Below are 16,070 nucleotides of genomic sequence, written 5' to 3'. Positions count from 1 at the left end.
GTTTACTGGGGATAGCACGATGACCTTTCACCAAGCCAAGGGGCTGCGTCCCATCCGGCGCTCTACCTTGAACCGCATCAGCGCGCTGGGAGTCGCGTTGATGCTGGCCTGCGCTCCGGCGCTGGCCGCCGCACCGTCGGAAAAGCCGGCCGGCACGGCGCTGGCGGCCACGCCGGCCGCTGCACCGGCAGGCCTGTCGGTCGCACGCATCGATTTCAAGCGTGGCGATGACGGCGCGGGCCGCCTGATCCTGCAGTTCGATGGCCAGGGCGCCATGCCCGACCTGCGCAGCCAAGGCAACAGCGTGGTTGTCGATGTCGGCAACGCACGCCTGCCGGCCAACCTGCAGAAGCCGATGAACGTCACCGACTTCGCCACCCCGGTGCAGCGCATCGACGCCAAGCCGTCCGGGGCCGGCACCCAGCTGGTGCTGAGCACGGGCGGTCCGGTCGAGTCGCTGGCCTACCAGAGTGGCAACGAGTATGTGGTGGAGATCAGCCCGCGGCAGGCCCAGGCCGCCGTTGGCGCAGTCACTGCCGGCAGCGTGACCCAGGCTGCCAAGGGTGTGCCGCAGCGCGGCTACGCCGGCAAGCCGGTGACCTTCAACTTCCAGGACGTGCCGGTGCGCACCGTGCTGCAGTTGATCGCCGAAGAGTCGAATCTGAACGTGGTGGCCTCCGACTCGGTGCAGGGCAATGTGACCCTGCGTCTGGTCAACGTGCCGTGGGACCAGGCACTGGATATCGTGCTGCGTGCCAAGGGCCTGGACAAGCGTCGTGACGGCAGCGTGGTGTGGGTTGCGCCGCAGTCCGAGCTGGCCAAGTTCGAGCAGGAGAAGGAAGACGCGCGCATCGCCATCGAGAACCGCGAAGACCTGGTGACCGACTACGTCCAGATCAACTACCACAGTGCCACGCAGATCTTCAAAGCGCTGACCGAGGCCAAGGGTATCGGCGGTGGCGGCGGTGGTGGTGGTGGCGGTGGAAGCTCGCAGGAAGAAAGCGGATTCCTGTCGGCACGCGGCCGCATCGTCGCCGACGAGCGTACCAACACGCTGATGATCAGCGACATTCCGAAGAAGATCGCGCGCATGCGCGAGTTGATCAACGTGATCGACCGCCCGGTCGACCAGGTCTTGATCGAAGCGCGCATCGTCATCGCCACCGACACGTTCGCGCGCGAGCTGGGGGCCAAGTTCGGCATCAGTGGCAGCCGTGACAATGTGTACTTCAGCGGCGACCTGGACTCCAATGCGAAGAACCGCGATTCGGAAGTAAGCACCTCCATTGCCAACCAGACTGCGTTCAACCAATGGGTGGCCGGTGGCAGGACGGGGCCGGCGCCGGTACCGGTGGGTCCCACCATCACCCGTGGCCTGAACTGGAACCTGCCGGTGGCAGCGGCCAGCAACCCGGGTTCGCTGGCACTGTCGATCCTCAACGCCGGCTATCTGCTTGATGTGGAATTGTCCGCCATGCAGGAAGAGTCGCGTGGTGAAGTGATTTCCAACCCGCGCGTGGTGACCACCAACCAGCGTGAAGCGCTGATCAAGCAGGGCAAGGAAATCGGCTATGTCACCATCAGTGGTGGCGGCGCAGCAGGTGGCGCACAGACCCCGAATGTCCAGTTCAAGGAAGTGGTGCTGGAACTGAAGGTCACCCCGACCATCACCAACGACAACCGCGTGTTCCTCAACATGGCGGTGAAGAAGGACGAGGTCGATCAGCTGATCCAGCTGCAGGGCTACGGTACCGTGCCGTCCATCAACCGCCGCGAGGTCAATACCGCCGTGCTGGTGGAAGATGGCCAGACGGTGGTGATCGGTGGCGTGTATGAATTCACCGACCGCAACAGTGTCAGCAAGGTGCCGTTCCTGGGCGACGTGCCGTTCCTGGGCAACTTGTTCAAGAAGCGTGGCCGCAACAAGGACAAGGCCGAACTGCTGGTGTTCGTGACCCCGAAGGTCCTGCGCGTGGCCCGCCAGAACTGAGGCATCGCTTCTGCTGTATCCGACCGGGGCCGCCACGTGCGGCCCCGCGTCGTTTGCGCGGGAGGCCCGGTTGATCGGTCATGCGTGGAGGCTGTTCAGCCGTTCTTGATGCCAGCAGCCGGACGGCCTGCGATGATGTGGGGAACCCGAGCCATCCCGCGCCGGTCAAAGGCCCCCATGAACCTGCCTCCGCCGATGCCCGAATCCATCTCTCCGCCGCCTGCCCCCACTACCTCGCGCCTGCATGCGGCCTTCAGCGATCTGCGTGATGCACTGTCGGCCGAGATCGTCGGCCAGGCGGCGCTGGTCGAACGCCTGCTCATTGCCTTGCTGGCCGATGGCCACCTGCTGGTGGAAGGGGCCCCGGGCCTGGCCAAGACCACGGCCATCCGGGCCTTGGCGGCGCGGCTGGAAGCAGACTTCGCACGTGTGCAGTTCACTCCGGATCTGCTGCCTTCGGACCTGACCGGTACCGAGATCTGGCGCCCGCAGGAAGGCCGTTTCGAGTTCGTGCCGGGGCCGATCTTCCACCCGATCCTGCTGGCCGATGAAATCAATCGTGCGCCGGCCAAAGTGCAGTCCGCGCTGCTGGAAGCGATGGGCGAGCGCCAGGTCACCGTCGGTCGCCACACCTATGCGCTGCCGTCGCTGTTCCTGGTGATGGCCACGCAGAATCCCATCGAGCAGGAAGGCACCTTCCCGCTGCCGGAAGCGCAGCTGGATCGTTTCCTGATGCACGTACGCATTGGTTATCCGGACCAGGCGGCCGAGTCGGAGATCCTGCGGCTGGCCCGCGAGCGCGCCCGCGGCGCGCTTGGCGAGGCCGCAGCGACGCCGGAAAAACTGCCGATGCAGGATGTCTTCGATGCGCGCCGCGAGGTGCTGGAGCTGCACATGGCTCCCGCGCTGGAGCGCTATCTGATCGAGCTGGTGCTGGCCTCGCGCGACCCCTCGCGCTACGACGCCTCGCTGGCGCGCCGCATCGCGTGGGGCGCAAGCCCGCGTGGCTCCATCGCGCTGGAGCGGTGCGCACGGGCGCGGGCGTGGTTGGCCGGGCGTGATTTCGTCACTCCCGACGACGTGCGTGCCGTGGCGGCCGATGTGCTGCGCCACCGGGTACTGCCCAGCTATGAAGCCATCGCCGAAGGCTGGGATGGTGAGCGCCTGGTGCAGGAGCTGCTGGCCCGGGTACCGGCACCCTGAGTGCGCGCATGACCGGCACGACCCACGTACCTGCTTCGGGTGCCAGCGAAGGCGATGGCCTGCGACCGCAGCTGGTTGAGCTGGTGGCATTGCGCCGCCTGGCACAGCGTCCGCCGCCGCCGCGTCGAGGGCGCGCGGGCAGCGCCGGGCAAGCGCCTTCGCCGCTGCGCGGACGCGGCATGGAATACGCAGAATCGCGCGACTACGTGGCGGGCGACGACGCGCGCCATATCGACTGGCGCGTCACCGCGCGCACCGGTCGCACGCACACCAAACTGTTCCAGGCAGAACGCGAACGGGTCACCCTGATCGTTGCCGATACTTCACCTGCGCTGTACTTCGGTACCCGCGTGCGCTTCAAGTCGGTGCAGGCGGCACGCGCCGGCGCCGTTGCGGCATGGTCCGCGCAGCGGCGCGGCGACCGCATCGGTGCACTGCGCGGCAGTGATCGCGAAGCACCGATCGCGCCGGCCGGTGGCACGCGCGGCGTACTGCGTGTACTCGATGCACTCACGCGCTGGTACGCGCAGCCACCGGCCGATGACCTTGGCCTGGAGCGCGCGCTGGACCATGCCGGGCGGGTGCTGCGCCCCGGCGCGCGGATGCTGGTACTGGCCGATCCGCAGCAGGCGATCCGGATTCCGTCGGCGCGCTGGAGCGCATTGGCCCAGCACCATGACCTGAGTCTGCTGCTGCTGGTTGATCCGCTGGAGTTGCAGCCGCCAACGGCGCCCCTGCAGTTTCTCGCCGCGCAGCAGCGCATCGGCCTGGACCTGCGCCGCAGCGATGTGCAGGCGCACTGGCAGGCGCATTTCGTTGAACCGCTGCAGCAGCTGCGCCGCCAGCTTGCCGCGCGTCGCGTCGATGTGCAGGTGCTGTCCACCGATGCGGCAAGCGATGCCTGGCTGGCGCCGGCACCAACGGAGGTGCCGGCATGAGTACCTCCCTGCCACTGCGTGATGTGCAGTTGCCGCCCTCGCCAACGTGGTGGCCACCGGCGCCTGGCTGGTTGATGCTGATCGCATTGGTTCTGCTGATGCTGGCCATTGTTGCTGCGGTGGCATGGCGTCGTCGCCGTCGCCGCCAGCAGTGGATGCGCGTGTTCGATCAGGACATTGCGGCAGTGAACGGCGCGCCGTCGGAACTGGCGGCCATCGCCAGCCTGCTGCGGCGTGCGGCGCGTCAGGCGCGACCGGGCACCGAGGCACTACGCGATGACGCGTGGTGGCAGTACGTAGATCCCAAGGACACCCTGCCACTGGCGCAGCGCAACCTGCTGGCCGAGGGTGCCTATCGTCCACACGTGGATGCCGCTGCGGTGGCTGACGTGCGCGCTTGGGCACGGGCGCGCTACCTGGCCTTGCTGCAGGAGCGCCGCCGATGAGCGCGCTGGCAGCTTACTGGCCCTGGCCGGATCTGCAGCTGGCGTGGCCGCTGGCACTGCTGGCATTGCCGTTGCCGATCCTGATGTACGCGTGGAAGCGGCGTACCGATCCGGGCGCTGCGCTGCGTGTGCCTTACGCTGCTGCCGAACTGGAAGCACTGGCGGGCGGTGGTCGTGTCGGGATTTCCTGGCTGCGCAGTGGCTTGCTGTGGCTGGGCTGGCTGGCGCTGTGCCTGGCGATGGCTCGCCCGCAGCAGCTGGGTGAGGCGATCACTCCGCCGCAGGAGGGCCGGCAGATGATGCTGGCAATGGACGTGTCCGGCAGCATGAGCGAGCCGGACATGGTGCTCGGTGCGCAGGCAGTGGAGCGCCTGACCGCCGCCAAGGCGGTGCTCGCTGATTTCCTCGACCGTCGTGCCGGCGACCGCGTCGGTCTACTGGTATTCGGCGATCGCGCCTACACACTCACGCCGTTGACCGCGGATCTGTCCAGCGTGCGCGATCAACTACGCGACAGCGTGGTTGGCCTTGCCGGGCGCGAGACGGCCATTGGCGATGCCATCGCGCTGGCGGTCAAACGCCTGCGCGACCAGCCCGAAGGGCAGCGTGTACTGATCCTGCTGACCGACGGCGTCAGCAACGCCGGCGTGCTGGAACCCCTGCGCGCGGCCGAGCTGGCGCGCGCCGAAGGTGTCCGCGTGCACACCGTGGCGTTTGGCAGCGACGGCGGTGCCCGGTTCTTCGGCATTCCCGTGGCCGCCGACCGCGATCCGGTGGATGAGGCAACGTTGCGCAGGATCGCCGAGATGACCGGCGGCCGCTTCTTCCGTGCGCGTGATACCGACCAGCTGGCCGGCATCTATGCCGAACTGGACAGGCTGGAGCCGATCGCCGCGAAGGGACCGGCACTGCGTCCGCGCAACGAGCGCTACGCGTGGCCACTGGCGGTCGCCTTGCTGCTGGGCGCGTTGGCGTGGGCCTGGCCGGGACGTCGCCGATGAGCGCCACGTTGCTGAAAATGCCGGACTGGAGCGCGTTCGATTGGAGCGCACTGCATTTCCTGCGGCCGGACGGATTGTGGTTGCTGGTGGCACTGCCGTTGATCGTCGCGGTGTCCATCTACCGGCAACGGCGTAGCGACGCGTGGCGGCAGGCGGTCGACGCCCATCTGCTGTCGCACCTGCTGGCGGGCGAGGGCAAGCGACGCACGCGCCTGCCATGGGCGTTGCTGCTGGGCTGGACCCTGGCGGCACTGGCGATGGCTGGCCCCAGCTGGCGGCAGCAGGCGCAGCCGATCTATCAGGCCAGTGCGCCGTTGGTGGTGGTGCTGGATCTCTCCAGCCGCATCACCGCGACCGACCTGCCACCCTCGCGCCTGCTGCAGGCGCGGGCAAAGATCGGTGCGCTGCTGCGCGCCCGTCAAGGCGGCCAGGTGGGTCTGGTGGTGTATGCCGATGACGCCTATACCGTGGCGCCGTTGACTGACGACGCGGCTAATGTCGCGCTGTACCTGGATGCGCTGGCGCCGGAGGTGATGCCGCGTGATGGCCAGCGCGCCGACCGTGGCATCGACTGGGCGGTCCGCTTGCTGCGGCAGACGGGTGCCGTGCGCGGCCAGATCCTGCTGGTCAGCGACCAGGCGGACAGCGAAGCGGCGCTTGCCGCAACACAGGCGCGTGGCCTCGGCCTGCAGGTGTCGGTGCTGGGCCTGGGCACGCCATCTGGCGCCGCTTATCGCGATGGTCAAGGCCAGATCGCACAGGCCGCGCTGGATGAAACCAGCCTGCGCGCCGTCGCCACCGCAGGCGGCGGGCGTTACCAGCGCATCGTCAGCGATGATCGCGACCTGAAGGCATTGGACGTACTTGATGCCAGCGACGGCGGTGCGTTGCAGCGGCCCGGGCAGGCCCGGCAGTGGCAGGACGAAGGCTATTGGTTGTTGCCGCCGGTGATGCTGCTGGCACTGCTGGCGTTCCGCCGCCGCGCGGTGCTGGCGGCGGTGCTGGCCGTGGGTCTTCTGCCCTTGAGCGGGCAGTTGCAGGCACAGCCGCGCGCGCCCACAGCTACGCCGGCCGCGGGCACGATGTGGGAACGTGCCGACCAGCGTGAGCATGCACGCCTGGCCGAGGGTGTGCAGGCGTACCGTCAAGGTGATTTCGCCACGGCCCGCAAGCAGTTCGAAGGCATCGACAGCGATGCGGGCTGGTACAACCTCGGCAACGTGCTTGCCCGCCAGGGCGACTACGACGGTGCCATCGCCGCCTACGACAAGGCACTGGCGCGCCACCCGCAGATGGCCGACGCCGTCGCCAACCGGGCGGTGGTCGACGCGGCGCGAAAGCGCAAGTCGTCGTCGAACAACAGCCAGGGGCAGGGCAAGGGGCAGCAGAAGCCGCAGCGGGGACAGCAGCAGAATCAGCAAGGCCAGCAAGGTCAGCAGAATCAGCAGCAGGGCCAGCAAGGCCAGCAAGGCCAGCAAGGCCAGCAAGGCCAGCAGCAACAAGGCACGCAGAATCCGCAACAGGGCCAGCAAGGCCAGCAGCAACAGCAGGGGCAGAAGGGCCAGCAGAATCCGGCGTCCGCAGGGGCCGGCCAGCCGGGGGCGAAGCAGCAGCCGCAGGCAGCCGACGCTCAGGCCCAGGCGCAGGCCGATGCCCAGCAGCGCCAGCGCATGCAGCAGGCCCTGCAGCAGGCGCGCGCCGGCGAAGCCGGCAAGACAGCAGTGCGCGGCGATGGCGGCACACCGCAACAGCGCGAGGAGCAGCAGGCCGTGGAGGCGTGGATGCGGCGCGTGCCGGATGATCCGGGGGCACTGCTGCGGGCCAAGTTCCAGTTGGAAAACGAACGTAGAAAGAGGGAAGGGCGATGACAGGCATGGCGAGCAGGCAATTCCGGTGGCCTCTGCCTGTGCTGGCGATGCTGCTGCTGTGGCTGCCGATGGTGGCCATGGCGCAGACGCGCGCCTGGCTGGAGCAGGACAGCATCGCCGCCGGTGACGCCGTCACCCTGCACATCGAGACCGACCAGGGCGCGCCTGACTATGCACCGTTGAATGCCGATTTCGTGCTCAGCGCACAGAGCAGCAACCGCCAGGTGCAGTGGAGCAATGGCGGCGTCCAGCAGCGCAACCTCTACACGGTTGCGTTGACGCCGCGCCGTACCGGTACGCTGCAGGTTCCCTCGTTGCAGGTGGGCAGTGCACGCACGATGCCCTTGGTGCTGCAGGTAAGTGATGCCGTAGTGGCCACACCGCAGAGCAATGCCACCGCCTTCATCGAAATAGAGGTGGATGACCCGACGCCCTACGTGCAGCAGAGTGTGGGCGTGGTGGTCAAGCTGTACTTCGCCTCGCAGCTGGCGTCGGGCGAACTGGTGCTGGACACCCCCAGCGGCGCTTCGCTGCAGCGGGTGGGCGAGGATCGCACCGAGGTGCGCCAGGTCAACGGGCGTCGCTACAACGTGGTCGAACGTCGCTTCCTGCTGATCCCCGAGCGCAGCGGGGCGTTGCGCCTGCCGGGTGCGCGCTTCACCGGCCGCAGTGCAGGTGGCTTCTTCGATGACTTCTTCGGAAGCGGTGGCGATGGCCGCATGAATGCCGTCGGTGCCGAGCGCACGTTGCAGGTGCAGGCGCAACCGGCGCAGGCGGTGCAACCCTGGTTGCCACTGCACAGCCTGCAGCTGCGCTATACCACCGCACCCAGCAGTGCGCGCACGGGCGAAGCGGCCACCGTGATGGTCGAAGCGATCGCCAACGGTGCTACCCGGGCCCAGTTCACCGATCTGCCCGTGCCCGACCTCGGCGACGCCGCACAGGTGTTCGCCGAACCTGCCCAGTACGAGGAGACCTTCAACGGCAGCACGCCTCGCCTGAAGATCACCCGTCGCTACTCGATCGTGCCGCGGCAGGTTGGATCCCTGCGTGTGCCGGGGCCGCGCGTGGCCTGGTGGAACGTGGACAGTGGCAGTGCCCAGCAGGCCAGCCTGCCGGATCTGGAACTGGCCGTGGCCGCAGGCCGGGCCGGCGCGGCGGTGGCACAACCGATCGATACCGATGCCGCGCTGCCGGAAGACGCCGCGCCCGCCGCTGCATCCTCTCTCGCACCCACCGCAGCAGGTACCCGGCCGTGGCCGTGGATGGCCGCCGCCGCAGCTCTGGCGCTGCTGTGGCTGTTGACCTTGGCCTGGGGATGGCGACGTGGTCGTCGTGCAGTCACCCATGACCGCTCGGTTCCCCGGCCAGGGCCCATTGCTCCTGCGGCGCCGTCGCGCGCCAGCGTGGCCGAGCTGCGCCGGGCCATCGATGGCGAGGGCTTCGACCAGGTAGAGGCGCTGCTGTGTTCGATGGCCGGCGTGGAACGCCTGGAACAGGTGATCGAGCGCCTGGCCGATCCGGCCCAGCGGCAGACCCTGCAGGCGTTGCAGCAGGCGCGCTGGGGCGGGATGGGGGATGTCAGCGCGCTGCGGGCCCGCCTGCGCGAAACCTTCCGTGACGGACCGCACTGGTCGGCCGCCACCGGCGCCGTCGACACTGGGCTGCCGCCGCTGTATCCACCGCGGCAACCCTGAACCGGCGCGGCTTGCGCGCTTTGTTAGAGTAGATTCATTTTTCGAGGAATCCCGCGCATGACAGCAGCTGCTGCCGACAAGAAGAAGTTGCCCCTGCATTGGAAGATGGGCATCGGCTTTGCGATCGGCCTGGTCCTGGGACTGATCGTGCATGCCCTGGGCGGCAGCGTCGACGGCCTGCAGACCGGTGCCAAGTGGGTAATGGACTACGTCACCACCCCGGCGTCGGGCCTGTTCCTCAACCTGATCTTCATGCTGATCGTGCCGCTGATCTTCTCGGCGCTGATCATGGGCGTGTCGGAGATGGGCGACATCCGCGCCCTTGGCCGCATCGGCTGGAAGACGCTGGCCTACACCGTGCTGCTGTCCGGCATCGCGGTGGGTATCGGCCTGGTGCTGGTCAACCTGCTCAAGCCCGGTGCCGGCGTCGACCCGCAGGTGGCCGCGCTGATGCTGTCGGAGAACGCCGAGCGCAGCAAGGAAATCGTTGCTGGCATCCATGGCACGCCGAAGGGCATGGACATGCTGCTGTCGATCGTGCCGAGCAACGTGCTGCAGGCCGCCTCCGACAATGGCGCGATCCTGTCGCTGATGTTCTTCGCGCTGATGTTCGGCATCGGCATGGTGCTGACCGACGAGGCCAAGGTCGCCCCGCTGCGTCGCGCCATCGAAGGCGTGTTTGAGATCTCGATGACCCTGATCAACCTGGTCATCCGCCTGGCGCCGTATGCAGTGGCCTGCTTCATGTTCAATCTGGCCGCGCTGTTCGGTTTCGATCTGATCATCCGCCTAGGTGCCTACGTGGGCGTGGTGGTGCTGGCGCTGGGCCTGCACATGGTGGTGACCTACGGCACCGCGGTGTGGCTGTCGGGCCGTTCACCGCTGGCGTTCTTCCGCCAGACCCAGGAGGCCACGGTGATGGCCTTCTCCACCGCCTCCAGCAACGCCACCCTGCCGACCGCGCTGCGCGTTGCCGACCAGATGGGCCTGCCGCAGCGCGTGTCGCGCTTCGTGCTGACCGTGGGCGCCACCGCCAACCAGAACGGCACGGCGCTGTTCGAGGGCGTGACGGTGATCTTCCTGGCCCAGTTCTTCGGTGTCGACCTGAGCATCGGCCAGCAGGTCATGGTGATGGCGGTCTGCATCCTCGGTGGTATCGGTACGGCCGGTGTGCCGTCCGGCTCGCTGCCGGTGGTGGCGATGATCTGTGCGATGGTCGGGGTCAATCCGCTGGGCATCGGCCTGATCCTGGGCGTGAACCACTTCCTGGACATGTGCCGCACCGCGCTGAACGTGACCGGCGACCTGGCCCTGACCACGCTGGTGGCCAAGGGCGAAGCGCCGGACACTCCGGCCGAGGCCGCTGCCGCCGCGGCCCGTCTGGACAACTGACCCAGGCAATACCTGATCGGGGTCGGATCCCTTTCCGCAGGAAGGGGCTCCGACCCCTCTTCATATGCGGAATCCAGCGCAGATCACGACGTTGCCGGCCAACGGCCGGCACTGCCGCCCTGGCCGACCTGACCCTGCCGGGCGTCTGTGGGACAATAGGCCGCCCGCAGTTCCGCGGCCGCCTCCCGATTCCGACAGAACCATGACGCAGCCTACCCGTCGCCAGTTGGCCAACGCCATCCGCTTCCTCGCCGCCGATGCGGTTGAAACCGCAAAGTCCGGCCATCCCGGCATGCCCATGGGCATGGCCGACATCGCCGAAGTCCTCTGGAACGACTACCACCGTCACAATCCGAACAACCCGCAGTGGTTCAACCGCGACCGCTTCGTGCTGTCCAACGGCCACGGCTCGATGCTGCAGTACGCGCTGCTGCACCTGAGCGGGTATGACCTGCCGATCGAGCAGCTGAAGGCATTCCGCCAGCTGGGCAGCCACACCGCTGGCCATCCGGAGCGTCACGAGACCCCGGGCGTGGAGACCACCACCGGTCCGCTGGGCCAGGGTTTCGCCAACGCCGTCGGTTTTGCCTTGGCCGAGAAGCTGCTGGCACAGCGCTTCAACCGCCCGGAGCTGGAAATCGTCGACCACCGCACCTGGGTGTTCATGGGCGATGGCTGCCTGATGGAAGGCATTTCCCACGAAGCCGCCTCGCTGGCCGGCACCTGGGGCCTGCACAAGCTGGTCTGCTTCTGGGATGACAACCACATCTCCATCGACGGCAACACCGAAGGCTGGTTCACCGACAACACCCCGGAGCGTTTCGAGGCCTATGGCTGGAACGTGGTCCGTGGCGTCGATGGCCACGATCCGGAGAGCATCAAGGCCGGTATCGAAGCGGCCCTGTCGCAGGACGGCAAGCCGACCCTGATCTGCTGCCGCACCACCATTGGTTTCGGCTCGCCGAACAAGTCCGGCAAGGAATCCAGCCACGGCGCACCGCTGGGCAAGGACGAACTGGAAGCTACCCGCAAGGCGCTGGACTGGAACTACGGTCCGTTCGAGATTCCCGAAGAGATCTACGCCGGCTGGCGTGCCGGCGGTACCGGCACCCTGCGCCAGGCCGAGTGGGAGCAGCAGTTCGACAAGTACGCTGCGCAGTACCCGGCCGAAGCTGCTGAACTGACCCGTCGCTCGCATGGCGATCTGCCGGCCGACTTCATCGCCAAGGCCGACGCCTACATCGCCCAGGTTGCCGCCGAAGGCCAGACCATTGCGTCGCGCAAGGCGTCGCAGCTGGCCATCGAGGCGTTCGCGCCGCTGCTGCCGGAAATCGTGGGCGGTTCGGCCGATCTGGCGCACTCCAACCTGACCCTGTGGAAGGGCAGCAAGTCCGTCGCCACCGACGATGCCAATGCCAACTACGTGTACTACGGTGTGCGCGAGTTCGGCATGACCGCGATCGCCAATGGCCTGGCCCTGCACGGTGGTTTCATCCCCTTCGACGCCACCTTCCTGGTGTTCAGCGATTACGCCCGCAATGCCGTGCGCATGAGCGCGCTGATCCCGGCCCACGCCATCCACGTCTACACCCACGACTCGATCGGCCTGGGCGAAGACGGCCCGACCCACCAGCCGGTGGAGCATCTGGCCTCGCTGCGCTACATCCCGAACAATGACGTGTGGCGCCCGTGCGATGCCGTCGAGTCGGCCGTGAGCTGGAAGGCGGCGATCACCCGTCAGGACGGCCCGAGCTGCCTGGTGTTCAGCCGCCAGAACCTGCCGCACCAGCCGCGCGACGCTGAGCAGATCGCACAGATCGAGCGCGGTGGTTACGTGCTGGCCGATGCTGCCGGCACTCCGGACGTGATCCTGATCGCCACCGGTTCGGAAGTCTCGCTGGCGACCGAAGCGAAGGCGCAGCTGGATGCGGCCGGCCTGAAGACCCGCGTGGTCTCGATGCCGTCCACCGATGTGTTCCTGCGCCAGGATGCGGCCTACCGCGAATCGGTGCTGCCGAACGCCGTGCGCAAGCGCGTGGCCATCGAAGCTGGCGTTACCGGCTTCTGGCGCCAGTTCGTCGGCCTGGACGGTGCAGTGATCGGTATCGACACCTTCGGTGCCTCGGCCCCGGCCGACAAGCTGTACCAGCACTTCGGCATCACCACCGCGCACGTGGTGGAAGCAGCCAAGGCGCTGTAAGTCCCGCTGCAATGGAAATAGGGAAAAGGCCGGCGAAAGCCGGCCTTTTCTTTTCCGGGCGAAACGTTTCGCCCGCCGTGCCCGTAGATCCACGCCACGTGTGGACGCGCGTTACATCGTGTCCCGCACGTCCATCAGCGCAAACCCCAGCAGATTCAATCCGCGCCACCGCGCCGGGTTGTGTGCGTCGGCGTGATCCTTGGCCAGGCCGATTCCCCAGACGAAATCCACTGGGCTGGCTTCCACCAGCACCTGGTCTGCGGTGGCGCGCAGGAAATCACCCAGCGCCGCATTCTGCGAGAACTTGGCCCGATTGCCTTCCACCACCAACGCATAGCGCGCCTGCGCCCATTGAGCATCGTCGAAGCCTTCGATCCTGCGGCCCAGTGCCTTGGCGCTCTCCGGCGTCGCACTGGCCAGTATCTGGTCGAGCATCTTCGTGTCACCGTACAGTCGCGCTTTGCCGGCCATCATGTAGTGTTCTGCGGTGCGGTAGTGCACGCCATCGATGCTGAAACCTGCGTCATACCACTGGCTGAAACACGAAGCCGACACGCCGGTGCGCGGCGGCTGGTGGCCCCAGAAGCAGAGATAACGCAGGTGTTCGCCATCGGCTTGGCGGCGTTGCAGGTCATGCAGGAAACGGGAATCGTCGTTCATCGGTACAGGATAGCGCGCCGCGCCACTGCGGTAGGTGCCAACTCTGGTTGGCGCTGATCGTTGTCCGCCGGGCATGGCCCGGCGCTACCCTCCGCGCGATCACGCGGTGCGCGCCAGGGCCAGCCTCAACAACCGTGCATTGAGCCGCTCGCCGAAGTCCTTGGGCGACTGCAGTTCCATCCGCTGCAGATACACCGCGTCACCATCACCGGCAGGCTGCCACAGCGCGTCCCACACGGTACGCAGCTTGCTGCCGCGCGTCTGTGTGTTGGCCTTCAGCCAGCCCAGTGCCTTCACCAGTACCTGTTCGATCTCGGTGAAGTCGCTGCCCAACGGGTAATCGGGCAGGGTGCCATCGTTGCGGAACGGCGCCAGCGCCGCCGCCAGCGCCTGGGGGGTGTTGCGCTGCTGCCGCTGCGCATCAGGTTGCGCCGTGGCGGCCAGCTTGCGTGCCGAAAAGGCCTGCTGCAGCAGCGCGCCCTGGAACGGGGCTTCGGTGATGGCCGCCATCGCGTGCACGCAGTCGTCGTCGGTCAGGCCACGCACGTCGGCGATGCCGTACTCGTTGAGATAGATGTCACGCAGGTGGCGCGGAATGGTCGTGTGCCCGTAGTTCCAGCGCACGTTGGATTCGCGCTGGCCACGGTCATCACGGGCAGCGCGGAACATCAGCACACTGCGCGCTTCCGGCAGGGCGTGCGCCATCGCCACGAAGTTGTACTGGCCGCCCACACCGGAGACCACACGGCCATCCTCCAGTGCATCGGATACCGCCGCGCCAAGCGCGGTGGCCATCATGCAGGAATTGAAGAAGCGGGCGTGACGCCGCTGCAGGCGCTCCAGCGTTTCGTTTCCGCCGTACAGCTGGTTGATCTCGCTGATGCGGCGCATGCCGATCGCCCGGCATTCGTCCTCGGGCAGGGTGCGCAGCCATTCGTAGAATTCCGACGAGCCCAGATAGAACGCGCCGTGCAGGTATTCGCCCTCGGCCTCCAGCGTGGCATGGTCGATGGACAGCGTGCTGCCGTTTTCGATGCGCTGCATCAGTGCCAGGTCGTCATGCACCTTGCGCTTGATCACACCGGTCTGCACCAGCCGACGGAATCCTTCGTTGAGCATTTCGCTGCAGCCGTACAGGCCGATCTCGAACGGGTCCAGTCCGCCGATCTCCTGTACCAGCGGATGGCTGGCCAGTTGCGGATCCAGCGCGTTCAACACGCGGCGGTAGCGTGCGTTGTCGGTGTGGCGCAGCACCAATGCATGGCTGAGTGCATCGGCCAGGGTGCCGATGCCGATCTGCAGCGTGCCGCCATCGCGCACCAGGGTGCTGGCGTACAGGCCGATGGCGTAGTCGGCGTCGGCCACCGGCTGCCGTGGCAGGCCGAACAACGCCGGATACGGCGCTGGCGGGGTGATGACCAGATCGAAGAAGGACACGTCGACCGTGGCCGTGCCGCCCAGATAAGGCAGCTGCGGATCGATTTCGGCGACCAGCAGCGGGCGCGGCAGGCCGCGTGCGGTCATCGCGTCCAGCGTGTCCTGGGTGATGTCGTTGTTGCACGACAGCGAAAGGCGCCGGTCGTCCGGACGCATCGCCACTTTCTGCACGATCACCTGCGGCGCGCGCTGCGCTACCGCGTCGGCAGCGTGGGTGTAGTTGAGGCTGGTGTAGCTCGATTGCGCCTGCCGCGAACCGAGCAGGGCACCGGACTGCATGTAGAATTCTTCCACCTGCACGTGTGCCGGCAGCGCATCGCGGGCGATCGCATCGGCGTAGGCCAGGCGCGGGAAGTCTTCACCGAAGTGGCGGGCCGCGAACGGCGCCAGGAAGCGCGCTTCCAGGCCGTTGCCCTTTGCCTGCGGCGGGTTCAGTGACAGCGCGGTATACAGCTGCAACGGCCGCGACGGGTCCTGTTCGACGCGCGCATACAGGGCGTTGAGCAGGCGGTGTGGTTTGCCCAGCGCCAGCGGCGCACCGATCCGCAGCGGCCCATCCACGCGCGCAAACAGCCAGTCAACGGCGGCGTCGAGGTCGGTGAGGTGTTCGGTCATCCGGGGCGGTCCTGCTTGGGGGAGTGCTGGCATTACAGCATGTCGGGCTTGAACCGCCGTCGACGCGAGACTTCGGCACCGGACACCATGAACTGCCCATCGCCGCGGTAATGCACCGTGCGCGGCAGCTTTGGGTGAGGCGCAACATGGGCGCGCACGATTTCCCAGATGAACAGGTTGCTCGATTCGACCTGGCTGTCGTCAAGCAGGCGGCACTCGAAGCTGGAATGGCACTGGCCCACCAGCGGTGCCCCCACCTCCCGCGCTGGCATCGCATCCAGGCCGAACCGTTCGAACTTGTCGACGTCACGGCCGCTGCAGTTGCCGATATCGACCACCGTGTCCAGCAGCTCCACGCCCGGGATGTTGATCACGCATTCGCCGCTGCTGCGGGCCAGGCTGAAGCTATGGTTCTCGTTCCACAGGTAGGTGGCCACCAGCGAGGGTGAGAAGCCCATCACCATGTGCCAGCCCATCGTCATCAGGTTGCGCTGGCCTTGCCAGGCGGTGCTGACCAGCACGATGGGGCCGGGCTCGAGGAAGCGCCGGGCCTGCTCGACCGGGAAGTCTTTCTTGGGCAGCGCCTTCATGCGGGGCCTGGAGCGGGAGGAATCGATGCTGGC

12 protein-coding genes are annotated in these 16,070 nt (G+C 67.3%); 9 read left to right on the top strand and 3 right to left on the bottom strand.

From position 1 onward, the window contains the following. Positions 1-19 precede the first annotated feature (19 nt). The 9 genes from LMF57_RS16080 to tkt all read left to right on the top strand — a co-directional run bounded on the left by LMF57_RS16080 (position 20) and on the right by tkt (position 12,735). Entirely contained in the window at positions 20-1,990 is a 1,971-nt protein-coding gene (locus LMF57_RS16080) for a type IV pilus secretin PilQ family protein (protein WP_208082538.1), read from the top strand. A 177-nt stretch (positions 1,991-2,167) separates the two neighbouring features. Further along, positions 2,168-3,193: a MoxR family ATPase gene (locus LMF57_RS16075; RefSeq protein WP_100436853.1), complete on the top strand. Its 1,026-nt coding sequence runs from the start codon at positions 2,168-2,170 to the stop codon at positions 3,191-3,193. Between the two features lie 8 nt (positions 3,194-3,201). Further along, on the top strand, positions 3,202-4,131 hold the full coding sequence (locus LMF57_RS16070) for a DUF58 domain-containing protein (RefSeq protein WP_208082537.1): 930 nt from the start codon (positions 3,202-3,204) through the stop codon (positions 4,129-4,131). Then, entirely contained in the window at positions 4,128-4,577 is a 450-nt protein-coding gene (locus LMF57_RS16065; protein ID WP_229290209.1) for a DUF4381 domain-containing protein, read from the top strand. Before LMF57_RS16070 ends, LMF57_RS16065 begins: the two co-directional genes overlap by 4 nt. Beyond that, complete coding sequence (locus LMF57_RS16060) at positions 4,574-5,578, top strand: VWA domain-containing protein (protein WP_208082535.1); 1,005 nt, start codon at positions 4,574-4,576, stop codon at positions 5,576-5,578. The genes LMF57_RS16065 and LMF57_RS16060 overlap by 4 nt, the downstream gene beginning before the upstream one ends. Then, positions 5,575-7,446: a tetratricopeptide repeat protein gene (locus LMF57_RS16055; protein ID WP_229290208.1), complete on the top strand. Its 1,872-nt coding sequence runs from the start codon at positions 5,575-5,577 to the stop codon at positions 7,444-7,446. Before LMF57_RS16060 ends, LMF57_RS16055 begins: the two co-directional genes overlap by 4 nt. Next, positions 7,443-9,143, top strand: coding sequence for a BatD family protein (locus LMF57_RS16050; protein ID WP_208082534.1), 1,701 nt, complete (start codon positions 7,443-7,445; stop codon positions 9,141-9,143). The genes LMF57_RS16055 and LMF57_RS16050 overlap by 4 nt, the downstream gene beginning before the upstream one ends. A 57-nt stretch (positions 9,144-9,200) precedes the next feature. Then, positions 9,201-10,535: a dicarboxylate/amino acid:cation symporter gene (locus LMF57_RS16045; protein ID WP_033831880.1), complete on the top strand. Its 1,335-nt coding sequence runs from the start codon at positions 9,201-9,203 to the stop codon at positions 10,533-10,535. Positions 10,536-10,737: 202 nt separating this feature from the next. Then, positions 10,738-12,735, top strand: a complete 1,998-nt coding sequence (gene tkt, locus LMF57_RS16040; protein WP_032977193.1) for a transketolase — start codon at positions 10,738-10,740, stop codon at positions 12,733-12,735. Positions 12,736-12,846: 111 nt separating this feature from the next. Here the strand turns inward: tkt and LMF57_RS16035 are convergent, their stop codons facing one another. The 3 genes from LMF57_RS16035 to LMF57_RS16025 form a co-directional block, all read right to left on the bottom strand. After that, on the bottom strand, positions 12,847-13,395 hold the full coding sequence (locus tag LMF57_RS16035; protein ID WP_229290207.1) for an NADAR family protein: 549 nt from the start codon (positions 13,393-13,395) through the stop codon (positions 12,847-12,849). A gap of 99 nt (positions 13,396-13,494) precedes the next feature. After that, positions 13,495-15,447: an acetyl-CoA hydrolase/transferase C-terminal domain-containing protein gene (locus LMF57_RS16030; protein ID WP_229290206.1), complete on the bottom strand. Its 1,953-nt coding sequence runs from the start codon at positions 15,445-15,447 to the stop codon at positions 13,495-13,497. A gap of 32 nt (positions 15,448-15,479) precedes the next feature. Continuing rightward, positions 15,480-16,037 (bottom strand): flavin reductase family protein, encoded by a 558-nt coding sequence (locus tag LMF57_RS16025; RefSeq protein WP_208081781.1) that lies wholly within the window; start codon positions 16,035-16,037, stop codon positions 15,480-15,482. Between the last annotated feature and the right edge of the window lie 33 nt (positions 16,038-16,070).

It is taken from the genome of Stenotrophomonas sp. SI-NJAU-1 (genome assembly GCF_020883215.1).
Classification (GTDB): domain Bacteria; phylum Pseudomonadota; class Gammaproteobacteria; order Xanthomonadales; family Xanthomonadaceae; genus Stenotrophomonas; species Stenotrophomonas indicatrix.
This window is presented reverse-complemented; position numbering and strand designations above follow the sequence as displayed.

What these genes read in the sequence shown, in the direction of transcription:
- LMF57_RS16080 (WP_208082538.1), top strand. Translation starts at nt 20, where the DNA reads ATGACCTTTCACCAAGCCAAGGGGCTGCGTCCCATCCGGCGCTCTACC.
- LMF57_RS16075 (WP_100436853.1), top strand. Translation starts at nt 2,168, where the DNA reads ATGAACCTGCCTCCGCCGATGCCCGAATCCATCTCTCCGCCGCCTGCC.
- LMF57_RS16070 (WP_208082537.1), top strand. Translation starts at nt 3,202, where the DNA reads ATGACCGGCACGACCCACGTACCTGCTTCGGGTGCCAGCGAAGGCGAT.
- LMF57_RS16065 (WP_229290209.1), top strand. Translation starts at nt 4,128, where the DNA reads ATGAGTACCTCCCTGCCACTGCGTGATGTGCAGTTGCCGCCCTCGCCA.
- LMF57_RS16060 (WP_208082535.1), top strand. Translation starts at nt 4,574, where the DNA reads ATGAGCGCGCTGGCAGCTTACTGGCCCTGGCCGGATCTGCAGCTGGCG.
- LMF57_RS16055 (WP_229290208.1), top strand. Translation starts at nt 5,575, where the DNA reads ATGAGCGCCACGTTGCTGAAAATGCCGGACTGGAGCGCGTTCGATTGG.
- LMF57_RS16050 (WP_208082534.1), top strand. Translation starts at nt 7,443, where the DNA reads ATGACAGGCATGGCGAGCAGGCAATTCCGGTGGCCTCTGCCTGTGCTG.
- LMF57_RS16045 (WP_033831880.1), top strand. Translation starts at nt 9,201, where the DNA reads ATGACAGCAGCTGCTGCCGACAAGAAGAAGTTGCCCCTGCATTGGAAG.
- tkt (WP_032977193.1), top strand. Translation starts at nt 10,738, where the DNA reads ATGACGCAGCCTACCCGTCGCCAGTTGGCCAACGCCATCCGCTTCCTC.
- LMF57_RS16035 (WP_229290207.1), bottom strand. Translation starts at nt 13,395, where the DNA reads ATGAACGACGATTCCCGTTTCCTGCATGACCTGCAACGCCGCCAAGCC.
- LMF57_RS16030 (WP_229290206.1), bottom strand. Translation starts at nt 15,447, where the DNA reads ATGACCGAACACCTCACCGACCTCGACGCCGCCGTTGACTGGCTGTTT.
- LMF57_RS16025 (WP_208081781.1), bottom strand. Translation starts at nt 16,037, where the DNA reads ATGAAGGCGCTGCCCAAGAAAGACTTCCCGGTCGAGCAGGCCCGGCGC.